14 protein-coding genes are annotated in these 15,412 nt (G+C 49.6%); 10 read left to right on the forward strand and 4 right to left on the reverse strand.

Annotated features, from left to right (window positions below):
- Positions 1-389 precede the first annotated feature (389 nt).
- From aspS to ruvB, 6 genes are all read left to right on the forward strand, one after another.
- A complete protein-coding gene (gene aspS, locus IO95_RS15420; protein WP_023490807.1) occupies positions 390-2,174 on the forward strand; it encodes an aspartate--tRNA ligase in 1,785 nt (594 codons plus the stop codon).
- Positions 2,174-2,620, forward strand: a complete 447-nt coding sequence (gene nudB / locus IO95_RS15425; protein ID WP_023490808.1) for a dihydroneopterin triphosphate diphosphatase — start codon at positions 2,174-2,176, stop codon at positions 2,618-2,620. Before aspS ends, nudB begins: the two co-directional genes overlap by 1 nt.
- Before the next feature lie 20 nt (positions 2,621-2,640).
- Positions 2,641-3,384 carry a YebC/PmpR family DNA-binding transcriptional regulator gene (locus IO95_RS15430; protein ID WP_023490809.1) on the forward strand — a complete coding sequence of 248 codons (744 nt, stop codon included), beginning with the start codon at positions 2,641-2,643 and terminating at the stop codon, positions 3,382-3,384.
- A gap of 73 nt (positions 3,385-3,457) precedes the next feature.
- A complete protein-coding gene (ruvC, locus tag IO95_RS15435; protein WP_023490810.1) occupies positions 3,458-3,979 on the forward strand; it encodes a crossover junction endodeoxyribonuclease RuvC in 522 nt (173 codons plus the stop codon).
- A 145-nt stretch (positions 3,980-4,124) separates the two neighbouring features.
- Complete coding sequence (ruvA, locus tag IO95_RS15440; protein ID WP_023490811.1) at positions 4,125-4,739, forward strand: Holliday junction branch migration protein RuvA; 615 nt, start codon at positions 4,125-4,127, stop codon at positions 4,737-4,739.
- Between the two features lie 18 nt (positions 4,740-4,757).
- Complete coding sequence (ruvB, locus tag IO95_RS15445) at positions 4,758-5,765, forward strand: Holliday junction branch migration DNA helicase RuvB (RefSeq protein WP_023490812.1); 1,008 nt, start codon at positions 4,758-4,760, stop codon at positions 5,763-5,765.
- A gap of 50 nt (positions 5,766-5,815) precedes the next feature.
- On the opposite strand, the gene znuB is transcribed toward ruvB, so the two are convergent.
- Together znuB and znuC are read right to left on the reverse strand one after the other, a co-directional pair.
- Positions 5,816-6,601 (reverse strand): zinc ABC transporter permease subunit ZnuB, encoded by a 786-nt coding sequence (gene znuB / locus IO95_RS15450; RefSeq protein ID WP_023490813.1) that lies wholly within the window; start codon positions 6,599-6,601, stop codon positions 5,816-5,818.
- Between the two features lie 3 nt (positions 6,602-6,604).
- Positions 6,605-7,354 carry a zinc ABC transporter ATP-binding protein ZnuC gene (gene znuC, locus IO95_RS15455; RefSeq protein WP_023490814.1) on the reverse strand — a complete coding sequence of 250 codons (750 nt, stop codon included), beginning with the start codon at positions 7,352-7,354 and terminating at the stop codon, positions 6,605-6,607.
- Between the two features lie 77 nt (positions 7,355-7,431).
- On the opposite strand from znuC, the gene znuA reads away from it, so the two are divergent.
- The 3 genes from znuA (at position 7,432) to lpxM (ending at position 10,813) form a co-directional block, all read left to right on the forward strand.
- On the forward strand, positions 7,432-8,421 hold the full coding sequence (gene znuA, locus IO95_RS15460) for a zinc ABC transporter substrate-binding protein ZnuA (RefSeq protein WP_023490815.1): 990 nt from the start codon (positions 7,432-7,434) through the stop codon (positions 8,419-8,421).
- A 21-nt stretch (positions 8,422-8,442) separates the two neighbouring features.
- Positions 8,443-9,777 (forward strand): murein DD-endopeptidase MepM, encoded by a 1,335-nt coding sequence (mepM, locus tag IO95_RS15465; RefSeq protein WP_023490816.1) that lies wholly within the window; start codon positions 8,443-8,445, stop codon positions 9,775-9,777.
- Positions 9,778-9,844: 67 nt separating this feature from the next.
- A complete protein-coding gene (lpxM, locus tag IO95_RS15470; protein ID WP_037386045.1) occupies positions 9,845-10,813 on the forward strand; it encodes a lauroyl-Kdo(2)-lipid IV(A) myristoyltransferase in 969 nt (322 codons plus the stop codon).
- Between the two features lie 126 nt (positions 10,814-10,939).
- Here lpxM and pyk read toward each other — a convergent pair whose 3' ends face one another.
- Positions 10,940-12,382: a pyruvate kinase gene (gene pyk, locus IO95_RS15475; protein WP_023490818.1), complete on the reverse strand. Its 1,443-nt coding sequence runs from the start codon at positions 12,380-12,382 to the stop codon at positions 10,940-10,942.
- A 182-nt stretch (positions 12,383-12,564) separates the two neighbouring features.
- Complete coding sequence (locus IO95_RS15480; protein WP_037386048.1) at positions 12,565-13,437, reverse strand: MurR/RpiR family transcriptional regulator; 873 nt, start codon at positions 13,435-13,437, stop codon at positions 12,565-12,567.
- A gap of 469 nt (positions 13,438-13,906) precedes the next feature.
- Between IO95_RS15480 and zwf the strand changes: the two genes are divergently transcribed.
- Positions 13,907-15,382, forward strand: a complete 1,476-nt coding sequence (gene zwf, locus IO95_RS15485) for a glucose-6-phosphate dehydrogenase (RefSeq protein WP_023490820.1) — start codon at positions 13,907-13,909, stop codon at positions 15,380-15,382.
- Positions 15,383-15,412 lie beyond the last annotated feature (30 nt).

The raw sequence follows: 15,412 nt of genomic DNA on the forward strand, positions 1-15,412 counted from the left end.
GCGATAACGGGCATAAAGTGATTTAACTCTGATCTCGGATAGCTATTTGCATGGCAACAATGCGCGCTTCGCACTTATCTGGCGCATGAATTTCCTTTATAATGTCCGCCTTTTTTACCGATCTTCATTCCAATGAGCGATGCCTGTTGGTCTATCCGGTTCATTCAAGTTGTGATAGAAACGGCAAAAATTTTCAGCTACAGGGTTGAGAGATGACTCGCCGTGTTGTAGCCCGTGTTGGCGGCTTTGCGTTCTGGCAGTGACAGAGGGCGCTTGGGCGCTACAGATTTTACTACGGGCAAGTAAACATTCATCAGATAGCAGCCGTGCGGACAGCAGCAATAATGCCTCATTTCCGGCGGGATCTGTTTAAGTCAAAAGGATAGCGTATGCGTACTGAATATTGCGGGCAGTTGAATCTGACCCACGTTGGCAAAGAAGTCACTTTGTGTGGTTGGGTCAACCGTCGTCGTGATTTAGGCGGTCTGATCTTTATTGATATGCGTGATCGCGAAGGCATTGTGCAGGTTTTCTTCGATCCTGACCAAAAAGTAGCTTTCGATAAAGCCTTTGAACTGCGTAACGAGTTTTGCATTCAAGTTGTTGGTACTGTGCGTGCGCGCCCGGAGAACCAGAGCAATAAAGAGATGAGCACGGGTGAAGTGGAAGTGTTTGCCCATGGGTTGGAGATTATCAACCGCTCTGAACCAATGCCGCTGGATGCCAATCAGATCAATACTGAAGAAGCGCGTCTAAAGTATCGCTACCTGGATCTGCGCCGCCCGGAAATGGCAGAACGCCTGAAAACCCGAGCCAAGATCACCAGCTTTGTGCGTCGTTTTATGGATAGCCATGGTTTTCTCGATATTGAAACCCCGATGCTAACCAAAGCTACGCCAGAAGGGGCCCGTGATTATCTGGTCCCTAGCCGCGTGCATAAAGGCAAATTCTATGCGTTGCCGCAGTCTCCGCAATTGTTTAAGCAGTTGCTGATGATGTCTGGCTTTGACCGTTACTATCAGATAGTCAAATGCTTCCGTGACGAAGACTTGCGCGCGGATCGTCAGCCTGAGTTTACTCAGATTGATGTGGAAACCTCGTTTATGACCGCACCACAGGTGCGTGAAATCATGGAAAAACTGGCGCGTGACTTATGGCAGGAGGTAAAAGGGGTGGATCTGGGTAAATTCCCAGTGATGACCTTTGCCGAAGCGATGCGCCGTTTTGGTTCTGATAAGCCTGATCTGCGTAATCCGCTCGAGCTGGTGGATGTGGCTGACTTGGTTAAACAGGTTGAATTCAAGGTGTTTTCTGGCCCGGCTAACGATGCCAAAGGGCGCGTAGCGGTCATTCGCGTACCAGGTGGGGCTCAGTTGACCCGCAAGCAGATCGACGAATATACCGCATTTGTCAATATTTACGGTGCCAAAGGGTTGGCGTGGCTGAAGGTCAATGATCGTGGCGCAGGTCTGGAGGGTGTTCAGAGCCCGGTTGCCAAATTTTTGAGCCCTGAGGTGTTGGAAGCGATTTTGGCCCGTTGTGATGCGCAAAGCGGTGATATCCTGTTCTTTGGTGCCGACAACGTTAAAATTGTGACTGATGCGATGGGGGCGTTGCGCTTGAAGTTAGGCCGTGATTTGTCCCTGACCAAATTAGATAGCTGGGCACCACTGTGGGTGGTTGACTTCCCCATGTTTGAAGAGGATGGCGAGGGTGGCCTGTCCGCGATGCACCACCCATTCACGGCACCTCGCGATATGAGCCCAGAGGCGTTACAGCAAGATCCACTATCTGCCATAGCCAATGCTTATGACATGGTACTGAACGGTTATGAAGTGGGGGGCGGCTCAGTACGTATTCACCGCAGTGAAATGCAGCAAACGGTATTTGGCATCCTCGGTATCAACCAACAAGAACAGCGTGAGAAGTTTGGCTTCTTGCTGGATGCTTTGAAATATGGCACACCACCTCATGCAGGTTTGGCTTTTGGTCTTGATCGTCTGGTGATGTTATTGACGGGTACCGAAAACATTCGTGATGTTATTGCCTTCCCGAAAACCACCGCGGCAGCCTGTCTGATGACTGATGCACCAAGCTTTGCCAACCCGGCATCTTTGCAAGAGTTAGCGATTAGCGTGGTGAAGAAAACCGCCTCAGAACAAGAGAGCGAGTGATGAATTATAAGCGGCCCGAGTCGATTCTGGTGGTGATTTACTCACCCGCCAGTGGTCGGGTGCTGATGTTGCAGCGGCGAGATGATATGGCGTTCTGGCAGTCAGTGACTGGCAGCCTGGAAGCCGATGAATTGCCGCAGCATGCTGCACAGCGCGAAGTGATGGAAGAGGTTGGCATTGATATTGCGGCAGAAAATCTGCCGTTGCTTGATTGCCAGCGCTGTGTGGAATTTGAACTTTTTGCTCACTTGCGGCATCGCTATGCACCAGGAACTTTACATAATAAAGAGCACTGGTTCTGCCTGGCGTTGCCTGAAGAGCGTGCTCCGGTACTTACCGAGCATCATGCATATCAATGGCTTGCAGCTAGCGAGGCGGTCAAACTGACTAAATCCTGGAGCAATCAGCAGGCGATTGAAGAGTTTGTGATTCACTCTGTCCAGTAGTTTTTTTTGGAGATATTTTTATGGCAGGTCATAGTAAATGGGCCAACACAAAACACCGCAAAGCAGCACAAGACTCTAAACGCGGTAAGATTTTCACTAAAATTATCCGCGAGTTGGTGACTGCCGCCAAACTAGGCGGGGGCGATCCTGGGTCCAACCCACGTTTGCGCGCCGCTATTGATAAGGCACTGTCTAATAACATGACGCGTGACACGCTAAACCGTGCCATTGCTCGTGGTGTCGGCGGTGATGATGATTCCAATATGGAAACCATCATCTATGAAGGTTATGGCCCTGGCGGTACGGCAGTGATGATTGAGTGCCTGAGTGACAACCGTAACCGTACCGTGGCAGAAGTTCGCCATGCTTTCAGTAAATGTGGTGGTAACCTCGGCACCGATGGCTCGGTAGCCTATCTGTTCACCAAAAAAGGCGTGATCACCTATGCACCAGGTCTGGATGAAGACTCGGTGATGGAAGCGGCGCTTGAGGCGGGTGCGGAAGATATTGTGGCTTATGACGATGGCGCTATTGATGTTTTCACCGCTTGGGAAAATCTGGGTGAAGTCAAAGATGCATTGACGGCTACCGGGTTTGAAGCTGAAGCGGCAGAAGTATCGATGATCCCATCGACGAAAGCCGATATGGATGAAGAAACCGCACCAAAATTACTGCGGCTGATCGATATGCTGGAAGATTGCGATGATGTTCAGGAGGTTTACCACAATGGTGAAATCTCTGATGAGATCGCCGCGACGCTGTAATGTGGCTGACCAGTGGCGTTGCCGGTTGGCAACGCCGGGTAAAATCAATGCTTAATACAAGGTGGTGGTAGCAATGGCGATCATACTGGGTATCGATCCCGGCTCACGCGTCACCGGTTATGGTCTTATCCGTCAGCAAGGCCGCCAATTAATTTATATTGCCAGCGGCTGTATCCGTACCTCGACAGATGATATGCCAACGCGGCTTAAACTGATTTATGCTGGGGTGAGTGAAATTATCACTCAGTTTAGACCCGATTTTTTTGCCATCGAACGAGTCTTTATGGCTAAAAATCCGGACTCGGCACTTAAATTAGGGCAGGCGAGAGGGGTAGCGATTGTCGCAGCGGTTAATCAACAGTTGGAAGTGTTTGAGTATGCAGCACGCCAGGTAAAACAGACGGTGGTCGGTACCGGTGCGGCAGAAAAAGCGCAAGTTCAGCATATGGTTCGCTCATTGTTGAAACTTTCTGCCAATCCGCAGGCGGACGCCGCCGATGCCTTGGCGATTGCTATTACTCATTGTCATCTCAGCCAGAATCTGTTGCGTATGAACGAAGGGCGGCTCAATCTGGCGCGGGGTCGCGTACGATAATGGGGTGACATTGCCACCAACCTCGTTGCCACTAAAAAAGTGTTGAGTCGCTATGGGCTGGATATTCATCCAGCCTTTTTTATGGTATAAGCTTTATCATTAATGTGTCACCTACGCCACAGGCAGTGTTTATTCAGGAGGGGTAATGATAGGTCGTCTCAGAGGGGTTATTCTGGAAAAGCAGCCACCGCTGGTGCTATTGGAAGCCAACGGTGTTGGCTATGAAGTGCATATGCCAATGACCTGCTTCTATGAGCTACCGGAACTGGGGCAAGAAGCTATCGTATTTACCCAATTTGTGGTGCGCGAAGATGCTCAACTCCTGTATGGCTTCAATGATAAACAGGAGCGGGCACTGTTTCGCGAGTTGATCAAGGTTAATGGAGTGGGGCCCAAACTGGCCCTGGCTATCCTCTCGGGTATGTCTGCGCAGCAGTTTGTCAGCGCGGTGGAGCGTGAGGAGATCACTGCTCTGATCAAGTTACCCGGGGTAGGGAAAAAGACTGCAGAACGTCTGGTCGTAGAAATGAAAGACCGCTTCAAAGGGTTAAATGGTGATCTGTTTAATAGCAGTAGTGAGATCCCTTTACCTGTCAGTGCGGCCAAAATGGTTGAAAGGGATAATGAAGCAGAAGCGGTATCCGCATTGGTGTCACTGGGCTATAAACCCCAAGAAGCCAGCCGTATGATCAGCAAAATTGCTAAACCGGGGGCAGATTGCGAAACCTTAATCCGCGATGCCTTACGTGCCGCTCTCTAAGGTTGCAAGGGGTAGAAAATGATTGAAGCCGACCGCCTGATTTCTGCCGAACCGCTGAATGAAGAAGACGTGTTGGATCGTGCTATCCGCCCTAAGCTGCTAACGGAATATGTGGGGCAGCCTCATGTGCGGGAACAGATGGAAATCTTTATTCAGGCAGCTAGGCAGCGTGGTGATGCCCTTGATCATCTGTTGATTTTTGGCCCCCCAGGTTTGGGGAAAACCACGCTGGCCAACATTGTAGCCAATGAGATGGGGGTGAATTTACGGACCACCTCGGGCCCGGTACTTGAGAAAGCCGGCGATCTGGCGGCGATGCTCACCAATTTAGAGCCGCACGACGTTCTGTTTATCGATGAAATACATCGCCTGTCACCGGTAGTAGAAGAAGTGTTGTATCCGGCGATGGAAGATTACCAACTGGATATCATGATCGGTGAAGGTCCGGCAGCGCGTTCAATTAAGCTCGATCTCCCCCCGTTTACGCTGATTGGCGCAACCACGCGCGCGGGTTCGTTGACCTCTCCGCTACGTGACCGTTTTGGGATTGTGCAGCGCCTGGAGTTTTATCAGGTGGCTGATCTCGAGCATATCGTTACACGCAGTGCCAATTGTCTAGGCTTGACGCTTTCCGCTGATGGAGCCCATGAGGTAGCCAGGCGGGCCCGTGGTACGCCCCGTATCGCCAACCGTTTGTTGCGCCGGGTACGTGATTTTGCCGAAGTACGGGCCAATGGGGAGATTAATGGCGAAGTAGCGATGCAGGCCTTGGATCTGCTCAATGTAGATGCGGAAGGTTTCGACTATATGGATCGCAAATTATTATTGGCGATTATTGACAAATTTACCGGTGGGCCGGTCGGGCTGGATAACTTGGCTGCGGCAATTGGTGAAGAACGTGAAACCATAGAAGATGTGATTGAACCTTTTCTGATCCAACAGGGATTTATTCAGCGCACCCCCCGAGGCCGGATGGCGACCAACCATGCCTATAAGCATTTTGGTATTGAGCGCCCAGCGGATTAATGCGGTGACATGCTGTTTTAGGGGCGGCTTGACCGCCCCTAAGCATCACACTAAGCCAACTGCTTTTTAGACAGACTCAGCACAAACAACACCGCGGCACAAAGCACCACGGAAGGGCCAGCCGGTGTATCGTAACAGGCTGAAAATGCGAGCCCACCTGTCACCGCAATCATCCCTATTATGACCGCATAACCTGCCATTTGCTCCGGTGTACGGGAAAAACGGCGTGCTGCCGCCGCGGGAATGATCAGTAATGAGGTAATAATCAGAGCGCCGACAAATTTCATTGCCAAGCCGATGGTTAAAGCGGTGACTAGCATTAAAATGGTCCGGCTGCGGGAGATATTCACACCATCCACATGCGCCATTTCAGGGCTGATGGTCATGGATAACAGTGGCCGCCATTGCCACCATAACAACAGCAGTACCACTACCACGCCACTGGCGATCAGCCAAATATCACTGAGGGTGACGGACAGCAAATCACCAAACAGATACGCCATCAAATCGACACGGACATTAGACATCAGCGCCACCACCACCAAACCCAGTGATAGGGCACTGTGAGCCAGGATACCCAGCAAGGTATCAATAGCCAGTTGTGGACGATGTTCCAGCCAAACCAGCAATAACGCCAGTAGCAACGTGGCCGCAATGACGGCATAGAATGGGTTAACACCCAATAATAAACCGAAAGCGACACCCAGTAATGACGCATGCGCCAGGGTATCGCCAAAGTAAGACATGCGACGCCACACCACGAAAGAACCCAGTGGACCTGCAGCGGCAGCTAATAACACACCGGCGAGCCAGCCGGGAAATAACAGTTCAATCATCGTTTACTGCCCTTGGCTTTTCAGCACGATTTTGCCGTGTAAATCGTGCCGGTGATTATGATGATGACGGTAAATTGCCAGTTGTTCTGCCCCGCGTTGACCAAACATGGCGATAAATTCAGGGTGCATGGAGACCACTTCCGGGGTGCCAGAACAACAGATATGTTGATTCAAGCAGAGTACTTCATCGGTTTTTGCCATTACCAGGTGGAGGTCATGAGACACCATGAGCACTGCGCAGTCCAACTCTTTACGTAGTTGGTCGATCAAATTATACAATGCCAACTGGCCGCTAACGTCTACCCCTTGAGTGGGTTCATCCAGTACCAAAAGCTGTGGCTGATTTAATAAGGCTCGGGCCAGCAGTACCCGCTGGTTTTCACCCCCGGACAGTTTTTGCATCGGCTGTTCGAGTAAATGGGCAGCCTGCACCCGCTTGAGTGCGGGTAAAATATCCGCTTGTTTCACCCCGGGCTTAAGGCGCATAAACCGGCCGACCGTTAAGGGGAGGGTGGCATCAAGATGCAGCTTCTGTGGCACATAGCCAATACGTAGCCCGGGTTGGCATTGAATCCGGCCCTCTGTGGGGGGCACCAGCCCAAGCACAACGCGCACCAGGGTTGATTTACCTGCACCATTAGGCCCAAGCAGCGTGAGAATACGCCCAGCCTGAAGGTTGAGTGAAATATGGCTCAGAACGTTACGGCTGCCAAATGCAACGGAGATGTTTTTTAATGTTACCAGTGTTGACATAGTTGTAATTAACTTTGCGGAACAAACCGAATGTTATAATATCACATCGCATAATTGAAAACGACAGGATGACCCACATGGTACACAAAAATAAATGGCTGCAATATACGTTAATTGCCGGTTCACTGATGATGGCAGGCAGTGCGACAGCTGCGGTTGTGACATCGATTCGCCCTTTAGGCTTTATCGCCTCCGCCATTGCTGATGGGGTAATGCCAACAGAAGTTTTATTGCCGGATGGCGCATCACCTCACGATTTTGCTTTGCGTCCATCGGATATCAAACGCTTACAGAGTGCCGATTTGGTTCTGTGGGTGGGGCCAGATATGGAGGCGTTTTTAAGTAAATCCTTGAAGCAGATCCCAGCCAATAAACAATTGGCCATCAGTGAACTGCCAGCAGTGCAACCTTTGCTGATTAAAGGGGATGATGAGCATGACCATAAGAATGAGCATGACCATAACCATAACCATAACCAGAAGCATGACCATGATCATGACCATAAGCATGCGACAGATAGCGCTATGGCAGCAGAAAATGAACATAACCATGGTGAATACAATCAGCACATGTGGCTGTCACCAGAGATAGCAAAAGTGACGGCGATCGCGATTCATGACAGGTTGTTGGAACTTATGCCGCAAAATAAGGACAAATTAGATGCAAACCTGCGCCAGTTCGAGGATCAGCTAGCGCAAACTGACAAAAATCTTGTTAGAATACTGACGCCAGTGCAAAGTAAGGGATATTTTGTTTTTCATGATGCTTATGGCTACTTTGAAAAACACTTCGGCTTGAGCCCATTGGGGCATTTTACCGTTAACCCTGAAATTCAGCCTGGCGCGCAGCGTTTACATCAAATTCGAACACAGTTGGTTGAGCAGAAAGCAGTTTGCGTTTTTGCTGAGCCACAATTCAGACCGGCCGTTATTAATGCCGTTGCCAAAGGGACACAAGTGCGTTCTGGAACGCTGGACCCGTTGGGCAGTGGCATTGCACTGGGAAAAGAGAGCTACGGGAATTTCCTGCAAGCGTTGTCTAACCAGTACCTGAGCTGTCTGAAGTAAAGACAAGAAGGATAGTATTGAGTGCAGAAGGTAGTAAAAACTATCACCCTGGCGTATAGCAACCTGCCTCGGCCCCACCGCGTGATGTTGGGGTCGTTGACCGTTGTTACGCTAGCCGTTGCCATCTGGCGGCCCACAGTTTATCACCCAGAACATGCTCCGGCTGTTACAGCAGCTGGACCAGAAGTGAAAAGCGTCGAGCTAGAACCTAGTCAGGTAAGAAGCTTATTGCCTGAAGCCAGTGAACCTATCGATGCGGATCAACCCACTCCCGATGACAATATTCCTCAAGATGAGCTGGACCAAAAGACCGCTGGGCAGAATGAGTATGTGGTTTCTACGGGAGACACCTTAGGTAGTATTCTGACTGAGTACGGTATCGAAATGTCAGATGTTTCGATGCTGGCATCACAGAATCGGGAATTACGTAATCTGAAGATCGGCCAACAACTTTCCTGGACCCTCAATGAGGCAGGGGATATGCAAAGTTTGACTTGGGAGGTCTCCCGTCGTGAAACGCGAATTTATGAGCGCATAGGTAATACGTTCAAAGAAACCGTTGAGACGCAGAAGGGTGAATGGCGCAACACGGTAGTTAATGGCCAGCTCAATGGCAGCTTTGTTAACAGCGCTGCGGCTGTAGGCCTGTCACGTGCAGAAATTAGTGCCGTGGTGAAGGCATTACAGTGGCAGCTCGATTTGAGTAAATTGCGTAAAGGAGATCAGTTTGCGGTGCTGATGTCGCGCGAAGAGTTTGATGGTAAGAGCGAACAGAGCCAATTGTTAGGGGTACGGATGAACAGCGGTGGTAAAGATTACTATGCTATCCGTGCTGAAGATGGCAAATTCTATGATCGTGAGGGCTCTGGGTTGGCCCGTGGCTTTATGCGTTTCCCAACCATGAAACAGTTCCGTATTACTTCTGGTTTCAGTCCACGCCGCGTTAACCCAGTGACGGGGCGTGTTGCGCCTCATAAGGGCGTTGACTTCTCCATGCCTGTCGGCACGCCAGTGGTGGCGGTAGGTGATGGCGAGGTGGTGATTGCCAAGCACAGTGGTGCAGCCGGGAACTATGTGGCCATTCGCCACGGGCGTCAATATACCACTCACTATATGCACCTGAAAAAATTGTTGGTTAAACCAGGGCAGAAAGTGAAACGTGGTGATCGCATCGCGCTTTCTGGTAACACCGGCCGTTCCACAGGCCCACATTTGCACTTTGAGTTGTGGAACAATAAGCAGGCGGTGAACCCTATGACGGCTAAACTGCCTCGTTCTGAAGGTTTGACTGGCAAAGATCGCACTGATTATCTGGCACTAGTGAAAGAGGTAGCGCCACAGTTGCAACTGAATTAATTACCGCTGAGACCTGTAGTGCAGGGTGATGATTTTTGCGAGCATGCTTAGAGGCAAGAGCAAGTTGATACAAGAAGAAAAAAAATCCAATCTGGAGTTTATTCCTCAATTCCAGAAAACTTTCTACCATCCACGCTATTGGGGAGTTTGGTTAGGTGTTGGGTTGATGGCAGGTATTGCTTTGATACCTGCCAAGGTACGAGACCCGTTACTTGGCAAGCTTGGCAAGCTGACAGGAAAGGTTGCCAAAGGGGCTCGCCGTCGGGCTCGCATCAATCTATTGTATTGCCTGCCAGATTTATCTGAGGCCGAGCGTGAACATATCATCGATGAGATGTTCGCCAGTGCACCACAGTCGATGGTTCTGATGGCTGAACTGGCCTGTACCCAACCTGAAAAAGTATTGAAACGTGTGCGCTGGCACGGTGAGGCGGTGTTGGACAAAATTCGCCAGGAAGGTCGTAATGTGATCTTTCTGGTGCCACATGGCTGGGCGGTGGATGTGCCGGCGATGCTGATGGCGGCGCGTGGTCAACCTATGGCGGCGATGTTCCACAACCAGAGTAATCCCTTGGTGGATTATTTATGGAATACCGTGCGTCGTAAATTTGGTGGGCGCATGCATGCACGTAATGATGGCATTAAGCCTTTTATTAGTTCGGTACGTCAAGGTTATTGGGGTTACTACTTACCTGATCAGGATCATGGTGCTGAACACAGCCAGTTTGTTGATTTCTTTGCGACTTATAAAGCCACCTTGCCCGCTGTTGGCCGCCTGATGAAAGTCTGCAAAGCGGCAATTGTGCCACTGTTCCCCGTCTATGACGGAAAAACCAGTATGTTGGATATTTATATCCGTGAACCGATGGATGATCTGGCTGATGCTGACGATCATCGAATTGCACGGCGGATGAATGAAGAAGTTGAAAATCTGGTAGGCCCAAATCCAGAGCAGTATACCTGGATACTGAAATTGCTGAAAACGCGCAAAGAGGGTGAAACCGAACCCTATTCACGCGATGATTTATACCGCTAAGCTTTGCTCAGAGGGTTTAAGATGCCTTCTATGCTCAAGGATATCACTAAAAAGCCAGTCCGGTTGCGGACTGGCTTTTATGCTTTTAAGCTTTAAGACCAAAATACCAAAGCACCGATTTCGTCATTACTCGACGCGCAGGATGCGGCAGGTATTGGTGGTGCCAACGGTACCCATCTCATCACCTTGGGTGACCAGCACCAAGTCGCCAGAGACCAGATAGCCTTTATCACGCAGGCGGCTCACGGCATCATTAGCGGCAACCACCCCATCGCTGTGGCTGCCGAAGTACACTGGCGTCACACCACGGTAGAGTGCAGTCAGGTTCAGGGTATGTTCATGGCGTGACATGGCGAAGATGGGCAGGCCGGAACTGATACGAGACATCATCAATGCGGTACGACCAGACTCGGTCATGGCGATGATCGCGGTAACCCCTTTCAGGTGATTGGCCGCATACATGGTGGACATGGCAATCGCTTCTTCAATATTGTCGAACTGCACGTCCAGACGATGCTTGGAAACGTTGATACTGGGGATTTTCTCTGCGCCCAGGCAAACGCGCGCCATGGCAGCCACCGTTTCTGCTGGGTATTGTCCTGCCGCAGTTTCAGCAGATAACATGACCGCATCGGTACCGTCCAAGACAGCGTTGGCCACATCCATCACTTCAGCACGGGTTGGCATTGGGTTAGTGATCATCGACTCCATCATTTGAGTCGCGGTGATCACCGCGCGATTAAGCTTCCGGGCACGACGGATCAGTTTTTTCTGAATACCAACCAGTTCCGGATCACCAATTTCCACCCCTAAATCGCCACGTGCAACCATCACCACGTCGGAAGCCAGAATGATGTCATCCATGGCTTCATCGCTTTGTACTGCCTCTGCACGCTCTACTTTTGAGACAATTTTGGCATTACAGCCAGCATCACGAGCTAGACGACGTGCGTAGTTTAGATCTTCACCGGTACGAGGGAAGGAAACCGCCAGATAGTCGACGCCAATTTTGGCAGCGGTAATGATATCGGCCTTATCTTTTTCAGTCAGCGCATCAGCAGAGAGGCCTCCACCGAGTTTGTTGATGCCTTTATTATTCGACAGGGGGCCACCAACGGTCACTTCGGTAAACACTTTCATTCCCTGGACTTCGAGCACTTTCAGTTGTACTCGGCCATCATCCAGCAACAGAATATCACCTGGGACCACATCGGCAGGCAGGCCTTTATAATCGATGCCCACTTTTTCTTTGTCGCCTTCACCCACAGACAAATTGGCATCGAGCAGGAATTTATCACCAATATTAAGGAAAATTTTACCTTCCTTAAATGTGGAAACGCGGATTTTGGGTCCTTGGAGGTCGCCTAAAATAGCGACATGGCGGCCTAATCTGGCCGCAATTTCACGAACTTTATCTGCTCTGGCCAACTGATCTTCCGCTGTGCCATGAGAAAAGTTAAGGCGCACTACGTTGGCTCCGGCGGCAATGACCTTTTCCAGATTATTGTCGCGGTCAGTAGCTGGGCCTAGTGTGGTAACGATCTTGGTCCTTCTGAGTCGTCTGGACATGTATTACTCCGTTGACTGGTGAAGCAAAAATGGTATTACAATGAAAGAGGATAACCAAAACGGACAAAACAACCACTTTCAGTGGGTCACTGTTTCAGCCAGATTATCCGCACGAACCTGCGACGCGCAGGGTTAAACTCCGCCATTCTTAGCATTAGCTCAGAATGGCGTTTTTTAATCGTTCAAGTGTCAATATTGTCAGGCATGACACCTGCCTTATCAAAGCGCGATTCCTTCAACGCTTCCTTGACCCGCTTCAAGTTATCTCTGAATTTAGCGCCGCGACGTAAAGTAAATCCGGTTGCCAGTACGTCGATGAGCGTTAATTGAGCAATGCGTGACACCATTGGCATATAGACATCTGTATCTTCTGGTACATCTAACAGCAGGGCAAGAGTGGCTTCTTTTGCCAAAGGGGTATCACGGGAGGTAATAGCAATGACGGTGGCATCGTTCTCACGCGCCAGATGCGCCATTTCCACCAGATTTTTAGTGCGCCCGGTGTGCGAAATCAACACCACCACATCACCTTCTGTTGAATTCATACACCCCATACGTTGCATAACGATGTCATCAAAATAGACCACAGGGATATTGAAACGGAAAAATTTGTTCATGGCATCATGCGCGACCGCAGCCGAAGCGCCTAAACCGAAGAAAGAGATTTTCTTCGCTTGTGTCAGCAGATCAACGGCACGATTAATGGCCGCGATGTCGAGATTTGCCTTGGCGATATCCAGGCAGGCCATCACCGATTCAAAAATTTTATCGGTGTAGGCACTCACGCTGTCATCTTCTTCTACATTACGGTTTACATAAGGTGTACCGTTGGCCAGACTTTGTGCCAAATGTAATTTGAAGTCGGGAAACCCTTTAGTATCAAGACGGCGGCAAAACCGATTGACGGTAGGTTCACTGACATCGGCCATGGTTGCCAGTCGGGCGATGCTGGAGTGAATGGCGGTTTGAGGTGAGGAAAGGATGACTTCAGCGACTTTCCTTTCAGATTTGCTCAATAGTTCCAGGTAACTCTGGATTTTTTCCAGCATATTCATATAACGAGTGTGCTCATGGTTTATACCCGCCGCCATTCAAGCTGAAACTTGAATTTATAGGATATAGCGATTTCAATCAAAGGTGAAATTAATGTCAGTTTAGGGAAATATACTCCCTGTGGTAAACCATGGGCAGTATGGACAAAGGAAAAATGGGTTTATTTCACCAGATTATGACCTGTGTCTAACTTTCACAATGGTAAAAAGGCGTCAAAAAAGATAGAAAATTACAGCTTTACTTGCTGTTAAGATAACTAAAGAGAGAGTGTAATGCATTTTTTGTTATTTTTTTCTTCTTTTTGATCACTATTTTTATTGCTGTAAAATTAATAAAATCATTATGTTGTTTATGTCGTCACACTGACTGCTGGTATGACAACGGCGGTAAACTGGGTTTACGGACCGTAGTCAAAAAGAGTACATTAGTGACGTAAGAAAATTACAAATATCTTGCAGTGAGGAGATGAGTATGGCGGTAACCTCTACAGCCCAGGCATGTGACCTGGTTATTTTCGGCGCAAAAGGCGATTTGGCGCGTCGTAAATTGCTGCCTTCTCTATATCAATTGGAGAAAGCAGGCCATATCCATCCCGATACCCGAATCATCGGTGTGGGTCGTGCCGAGTGGGATAAGGCAGCCTATTGCAACGTGGTTAAGGAAGCGCTTACCACCTTTATGAAAGAACCCCTCGACGAGCAGTTGTGGGCAACGTTAAGTGCTCGTCTGGATTTCTGTAATCTGGATGTCAATAACAGCAAGAATTTTATCAATCTCGGCAAGATGCTGGATCAGAAACATCGTACCACGATCAATTATTTTGCAATGCCACCCAGTACCTTTGGCGCAGTTTGCAGGGGGTTGGGGGAGGCCAAGCTGAATAAAGAACCCGCGCGGGTGGTGATGGAAAAACCGCTGGGTACTGACCTGGCGTCGTCACGGGAGATTAATGATCAGGTTGCTGAGTATTTTAGCGAATGCCAGGTTTATCGTATTGACCACTATTTGGGTAAAGAGACGGTACTCAATCTATTGGCATTACGCTTTGCTAACTCACTGTTCGCCTCCAACTGGGATAATCGCACCATTGACCATGTGCAGATCACGGTAGCGGAAGAGGTGGGGATTGAAGGTCGCTGGGGCTATTTTGATCAGGCAGGACAGATGCGTGATATGGTCCAGAACCACCTGCTACAGATCCTGACCATGATTGCCATGTCGCCACCGGCAGACTTGACCACTGATCGTATCCGCGATGAAAAAGTAAAAGTATTACGTTCGCTACGCCGCATTGATCAGACTAATGTGCGGGAAACCACGGTACGTGGCCAGTACACGGCGGGCTTTGTACAAGGCAATAAGGTTCCGGGCTATCTGGAAGAAGAGGGCGCGAATAAGCGCAGCAATACTGAAACCTTTGTTTCCATTCGTGTGGATATCGATAACTGGCAATGGGCGGGCGTGCCATTCTATCTGCGTACGGGTAAACGCCTGCCGACTAAATGTTCAGAAGTGGTGGTGTACTTTAAAAACCCGCCACTGAATCTATTCCGTGACTCTTACCAGCAGCTTCCACAAAACAAATTGACGATTCGCTTGCAGCCAGACGAAGGGATTGAAATTCAAGTATTGAATAAAGTGCCCGGTCTGGATCATAAGCATCGCTTGCAAACCACCAAGCTGGATTTGAGCTTTTCAGAAACCTTTAACCAGGAACATATCGCGGATGCTTACGAGCGGCTGTTGTTAGAGGCGATGCGCGGTATACAAGCTCTGTTTGTGCGCCGTGATGAAGTGGAAGAGGCTTGGAAATGGGTTGATTCGATCATGGATGCCTGGAAAGCGGATAACGAAGCACCTAAGCCCTATCAGTCGGGGACTTGGGGGCCGATTGCTTCTGTAGCCATGATTACGCGTGATGGCCGTTCCTGGAATGAGTTTGAGTAATTATTTTAGTTTGATGCCAGTTTGAACCAC

This window comes from Serratia sp. DD3 (genome assembly GCF_000496755.2).

Excerpts from the sequence above, each read along its gene's own strand:
- aspS (WP_023490807.1), top strand. The coding sequence starts at position 390 with ATGCGTACTGAATATTGCGGGCAGTTGAATCTGACCCACGTTGGCAAA.
- nudB (WP_023490808.1), top strand. The coding sequence starts at position 2,174 with ATGAATTATAAGCGGCCCGAGTCGATTCTGGTGGTGATTTACTCACCC.
- IO95_RS15430 (WP_023490809.1), top strand. The coding sequence starts at position 2,641 with ATGGCAGGTCATAGTAAATGGGCCAACACAAAACACCGCAAAGCAGCA.
- ruvC (WP_023490810.1), top strand. The coding sequence starts at position 3,458 with ATGGCGATCATACTGGGTATCGATCCCGGCTCACGCGTCACCGGTTAT.
- ruvA (WP_023490811.1), top strand. The coding sequence starts at position 4,125 with ATGATAGGTCGTCTCAGAGGGGTTATTCTGGAAAAGCAGCCACCGCTG.
- ruvB (WP_023490812.1), top strand. The coding sequence starts at position 4,758 with ATGATTGAAGCCGACCGCCTGATTTCTGCCGAACCGCTGAATGAAGAA.
- znuB (WP_023490813.1), bottom strand. The coding sequence starts at position 6,601 with ATGATTGAACTGTTATTTCCCGGCTGGCTCGCCGGTGTGTTATTAGCT.
- znuC (WP_023490814.1), bottom strand. The coding sequence starts at position 7,354 with ATGTCAACACTGGTAACATTAAAAAACATCTCCGTTGCATTTGGCAGC.
- znuA (WP_023490815.1), top strand. The coding sequence starts at position 7,432 with ATGGTACACAAAAATAAATGGCTGCAATATACGTTAATTGCCGGTTCA.
- pyk (WP_023490818.1), bottom strand. The coding sequence starts at position 12,382 with ATGTCCAGACGACTCAGAAGGACCAAGATCGTTACCACACTAGGCCCA.
- IO95_RS15480 (WP_037386048.1), bottom strand. The coding sequence starts at position 13,437 with ATGAATATGCTGGAAAAAATCCAGAGTTACCTGGAACTATTGAGCAAA.
- zwf (WP_023490820.1), top strand. The coding sequence starts at position 13,907 with ATGGCGGTAACCTCTACAGCCCAGGCATGTGACCTGGTTATTTTCGGC.